Source organism: Bacteroidia bacterium (genome assembly GCA_023228875.1).
Taxonomy (GTDB): Bacteria; Bacteroidota; Bacteroidia; order NS11-12g; family UBA955; genus JALOAG01.
In genome coordinates this window covers 1-5,050 of record JALOAG010000043.1, presented here as the reverse complement: position 1 = coordinate 5,050, position 5,050 = coordinate 1, and the positions used below count along the sequence as shown (strand labels likewise).

Below are 5,050 nucleotides of genomic sequence, written 5' to 3'. Positions count from 1 at the left end.
GATTACAAGATACTCATCACTTGTTTTCATCTGGTCGCTATGAATCCGCCAACTAGCAGCCCACATCTTCTCATTGTAGAGGGCCATAACTACGTTTGTATTACCAATATCGACAACAAGTAACATAAGCTTGCTCCTTAAATCATTATTCGACTCTCACCTTTATAATACTCATATCTAAGTTTTTTGACATCCTCGTTGTTCAAATAATCTTCTAAACTCATCATTCTATCGATTACTTTTCCATTGGGGGCAAATTCAATAATCCTATTGGCAATAGAGGTGACAAATTGGTGGTCGTGGCTGTTAAACAATATTACACCAGTAAAATCTATTAAAGCGTTGTTTAAAGCCGTAATAGCCTCTAGATCTAAGTGGCTTGTTGGTTCATCAAAAATTAATACGTTGCGTTGTTCCAACATCATTCTAGAAAGATGACACCTTACTTTCTCTCCTCCACTTAGAACTTGAATATTCTTTAGTGCCTCATCACCTGAAAAGAGCATTCTTCCTAAAAAGGAGCGTAAGAAGGTTTCATCTTTTTCTTCAGAATATTGGGCTAACCAATCGATGATGCTCATATCTCCATCAAACAAATAGTCGTTCTCTTTAGGGAAATAGCTAGTTGAGGTGGTCACTCCCCACTCATACGTTCCCCCATCACTTTTCATATTGCCACTAATTATTTCAAAGAACAAAGTTTTTAAGTTGTGATTGGGTCCAACAAAGGCAACTTTATCCTTTGGGTTTATAGTTAAAGAGAGGTTGTTTAACGAGTGAGATTCATCCTCCCCTTTTTTGCTTAGATTCTCAATTTTTAAGACGTTGCGCCCAATATCTCTTTCGCTTTTAAAAGCAACGTATGGGAAACGGCGCGATGAGGGTTTGATATCATCTATTGTTAATTTATCAATTAACTTCTTTCTACTGGTAGCTTGGCGAGCTTTTGAGAGGTTACTGCTAAAGCGTTGAATAAACTCTTTAAGTTCAGCAATCTTCTCCTCTCTTCTTCTTTTTTCATCTTTTTGTTGTTTGGAAGCGAGTTGACTCGATAAATACCAAAAATCGTAGTTTCCTACATAGAGTTGAATCTTCTGAAAGTCTACATCAACGATGTGGGTACAAACACTGTTTAGAAAGTGACGGTCGTGAGAAACAACAATAACTGTGTTGTTAAACTCCCCTAAAAAGTTTTCTAACCAGTGAATAGATTCTAAATCAAGGTGGTTAGTGGGCTCGTCTAGTAAAAGAATATCAGGGTTTCCAAAAAGTGCTTGGGCTAAAAGAACACGAACTTTTAGATTATCTTCAATGCTCTCCATCTTTTTGTCTAAAAAGTTCTCCCCAATTCCTAGTCCATCTAAAAGCATTCCAACTTCACTTTCAGCTTCCCAGCCCCCTAAATCGGCAAACTCCCCCTCTAACTCAGCAGCTTTTAAACCATCTTCTTGGCTAAAGTCCTCTTTATCATAAATGGCATCTCTTTCACTTTTAACTTCATACAACCTCTTATAACCCATAATGACTGTATCTAAAACTGTGTAGTCGTTAAAAGCAAAGTGATCTTGTTGTAAGACTGCAACTCTTTGGTTGTGCCCAACAATGACTTCACCTTTATCAGGTTCAATCTCTCCACTTAAGATTTTAAGAAACGTCGACTTTCCAGCTCCGTTTGCCCCAATTACTCCGTAGCAGTTGCCACTGGTAAATTTAAGACTCACATCTTTAAAAAGTGTTTGTGTTCCGTATGCTAATGTTATATTTGCTGCTGTTATCATAGATATTTCCTTGCGTTTAGTTAAACACTAAAATACCAGCCTTTTAAGGCTGGTATCTATAGTCCCTAGGGGAATCGAACCCCTCTTTGAAGACTGAGAATCTCCCGTCCTAACCGATAGACGAAGGGACCATCTTTTGATGTACACATCAAACTCGAACTTGAATTTACTTTATAGGGCCCTTTATGTCAAGCGCCCTAAAGCTTTAACTATATTTCAATTTTCTTCATCTTCAGTGTGTTTTTTGTTACCAATCGACACTAGTGGTGTATTATAAAATTACGAAGTTAGTTAAATATTAACTCCAATTTGCAGTTCGTTGAAAAATAGTTTGATTCGGTTCCCAATTAAATCTCTAATTAGCCTAAAATTTTCAATTATTTGATCTTCATCCCCCTTAAGTTTAGCAGGATCATCAAATGGCCAGTGCAATTTGACCACTTTATGTGGAACTTGAGGGCATCTATTTTCTGCATCAGCACAAAGGGTGATTACATAATCCATTTCTTTCAATAAGTTTTCATCAATCTCATTTGAGCTATTTTTTGAAATATCAATCCCAATTTCACCCATTACTTTTATTGCTGTTTTATTTATACCGTGTGCTTCAATGCCTGAACTGTGAATCTCGACATAACTTTTACCAAAGTATTTACCAAAGCCTTCTGCCATTTGACTACGACAAGAGTTCCCTGTGCATAAAAACATAATTTTAATTCTTTTCATTATCTACTAAAGTCGTATCATTTCTCTTTTTAAACAAGCTAGAGGTAATTATTTTAAAAAATATTTAAATTTTCTACTCACCGTCGTAGTTGATTAAAGTTTTAATCTCATAAGGTTTTAAAATATCTTCGTAATCTAAAAATGGCAGTCCAATTACCCCAAAAATAGAGGCAACAGATCCACCCATCTCTTCAATTAACTCAGCAGCAGCTTTAATTGTGCCACCAGTGGCAATTAGATCATCAACTAATAAGATTTTTGAACCTGGTTGGATGTCGGTTTCTTGGATTGTAACAAAGTCTTGCCCATACTCTAAGTTGTATTTGCGCTCTCTAACTTTGCCAGGAAGCTTTCCCCTTTTTCTAACTAAAATTAGGGGCAATCCCATATTGTAAGCTAATGGAGCGGCAAAGACGAAACCTCTAGCCTCAACACAAGCAATTGCATCAATTTCTCGATCTTTATAAGTTTGCTCCATTGCATCAACGCAATACTTAAATGCTGGGGGGTTAGATAAAATTGAGGTAATATCGTAAAACAAAATCCCTGCTCGTGGAAAATCGTGCACCTTCCTAATCGCATCATCAAGATTAAAATTCTCCATACCAACTCCTTTATTTCAGATTGGACCTTTTAAAGCCCTCAACACGGGCAGTCGTTATAAAATTTAGATTATCAACTTTATTATCATTAAGATAGTGGTAAGCAATTGCTGCAATCATTGCCCCATTATCGGCACACAGACTCATTGAAGGAAAAGCTACTTCTACATTCTCTAATTTATTTAGTTCAGCTCTTAGTAGGGAGTTTGCAGCAACTCCTCCCCCCACACCTAGGCGCCTAATACCAACCTCTTTAATCGCTTTTTTAACCCTTTTAACTAAAATACCCACAGCTACTCTTTGAAAAGAGGCGCTTATGTTTTCTGGCGACTTTTCACTTTTCCCATCCCAAAACTGATCTAATTGGTTTATAACTGCACTTTTAAGACCAGAGTATGAGACATTGTAGGGATCTTTTAATTTAGTTCCAGGAAATAAGAAGGCTTTAGAGTCCCCTTTTTGGGCCAACTTATCGATAGCTACCCCACCAGGATAGCCAAAATTGTAGTGTTTAGCTATTTTGTCGTAAGCCTCTCCAATTGCATCATCAATTGTCGTTCCTAACACTTCAATATCGTCGTAGGAGTGGACAATACAAATAATTGTGTGTCCTCCACTTACTAGTAATCCTAAGTAAGGATATTGCAAAGGATGCTCTATTTGAGATGCGTTTAAGTGGGCTCTAATGTGATCTACAGCTACTATTGGTAAATCTAAGGTTGCAGCAAAAGCTTTAGCAAAGTTAACGCCAACTAGTAAAGAGCCTAATAAGCCAGGACGATTAGTTACAGCTACTGCGTCGATATCGTTAACTGTTAAATTTGATTTACTTAGTGCTTCGTTGACAACTTCCCCTATCCACTCAACATGGATACGAGAGGCAATTTCAGGAACTACCCCACTAAAAGGGCGGTGTAACTCAATTTGAGTTGCAACAACGTTGCTTAGAATTTTATTGCCATCTTCGACAATGGCGGCAGAACACTCGTCACAAGAGCTCTCAATCCCCAAAACCCTCATATAACTCCTCAAAATTAGAGATATACTCTAACTCGCTTAAGGAAAAACCCTCTTCAATGATATCGGGATAGACCTCTTTGTAAAAATCGACAACCTCAGGAGCCCACATCATTCCCACCTTAACCGAGCGATCAACTTTCACTTTAATAGCTATTACCCTCTTTTCGGTAACTGCTGCTTCAATTTTGTAGCGACTATATTTTTTATCCAGAATAGACTCCAACTTTACACTAAAATATTAGCTTATACGGTAGATATAAACTCAATTATGGTCAAGCCCCATTAATTTTATTGCAATGTAAAATAAAATTGTTTATTTTAAAAAAAAGCCAAAATGGCTCAGGGGTAGAGCAACGCACTCGTAATGCGTAGGTCGTGGGTTCGAATCCCACTTTTGGCTAAAAAAGAGGCCGGAAATAATCCGGCCTCATAATTTTTAGTTGTTTAAAACAGCTTGAGCTGCAGCTAGACGAGCTACTGGAACCCTAAATGGGCTACAAGAGACGTAGTCTAGTCCAACTTGGTGACAGAAATCGATCGATTTTGGATCTCCTCCGTGCTCACCACAGATTCCTAAGTGGATATCTGGATTTGCTTTTCTACCAAGCTCTTTTGCCATTTGGACAAGCTTACCAACTCCATCAATGTCGATCGTTTCAAAGGGATCGTAGTCGTAGATTTGTTTATCGGTATCTTCAACGTATGGGCCTAAGAAGCTAGCTGAGTCATCGCGGGAGAACCCACAAGCCATTTGAGTTAAGTCGTTAGTACCGAAGCTGAAGAATTGGGCAGTTTTTGCAATCTCATCGGCAGTGAGAGCGGCTCTTGGAACCTCAATCATTGTACCAATTAGATAATCAACTTTATCATTTCTCTCAGCAAATACTTCTGCAATCACCTTTTCAGCCTCTTTGCGGGTAAATT

The 5,050-nt window shown here is 37.9% G+C and carries 7 protein-coding genes and 2 tRNA genes; 1 reads left to right on the top strand and 8 read right to left on the bottom strand.

Annotated elements, in window-relative coordinates:
- The 7 genes from M0R38_12790 to M0R38_12760 form a co-directional block, all read right to left on the bottom strand.
- Positions 1 to 87, bottom strand: an 87-nt coding sequence (locus M0R38_12790; protein MCK9482610.1) for a type III pantothenate kinase, incomplete at its 3' end; no start/stop codon positions are given.
- Positions 88 to 137: 50 nt separating this feature from the next.
- Positions 138 to 1,778 (bottom strand): ATP-binding cassette domain-containing protein, encoded by a 1,641-nt coding sequence (locus tag M0R38_12785; protein MCK9482609.1) that lies wholly within the window; start codon positions 1,776 to 1,778, stop codon positions 138 to 140.
- A 59-nt stretch (positions 1,779 to 1,837) separates the two neighbouring features.
- Positions 1,838 to 1,909, bottom strand: a tRNA-Glu gene (locus M0R38_12780).
- A gap of 160 nt (positions 1,910 to 2,069) precedes the next feature.
- Positions 2,070 to 2,450, bottom strand: a complete 381-nt coding sequence (locus tag M0R38_12775) for an arsenate reductase ArsC (GenBank protein MCK9482608.1) — start codon at positions 2,448 to 2,450, stop codon at positions 2,070 to 2,072.
- A 127-nt stretch (positions 2,451 to 2,577) separates the two neighbouring features.
- Positions 2,578 to 3,108 (bottom strand): adenine phosphoribosyltransferase, encoded by a 531-nt coding sequence (locus M0R38_12770; protein MCK9482607.1) that lies wholly within the window; start codon positions 3,106 to 3,108, stop codon positions 2,578 to 2,580.
- A 10-nt stretch (positions 3,109 to 3,118) separates the two neighbouring features.
- Positions 3,119 to 4,126, bottom strand: a complete 1,008-nt coding sequence (tsaD, locus tag M0R38_12765) for a tRNA (adenosine(37)-N6)-threonylcarbamoyltransferase complex transferase subunit TsaD (protein MCK9482606.1) — start codon at positions 4,124 to 4,126, stop codon at positions 3,119 to 3,121.
- Positions 4,107 to 4,349, bottom strand: a complete 243-nt coding sequence (locus tag M0R38_12760) for a hypothetical protein (protein MCK9482605.1) — start codon at positions 4,347 to 4,349, stop codon at positions 4,107 to 4,109. Before M0R38_12760 ends, tsaD begins: the two co-directional genes overlap by 20 nt.
- Positions 4,350 to 4,454: 105 nt before the next feature.
- Here M0R38_12760 and M0R38_12755 point away from each other — a divergent pair.
- Positions 4,455 to 4,526, top strand: a tRNA-Thr gene (locus M0R38_12755).
- Positions 4,527 to 4,562: 36 nt separating this feature from the next.
- Here the strand turns inward: M0R38_12755 and M0R38_12750 are convergent.
- On the bottom strand, positions 4,563 to 5,050 hold a 488-nt coding region (locus M0R38_12750; protein ID MCK9482604.1), incomplete at its 5' end, for a pyruvate, phosphate dikinase.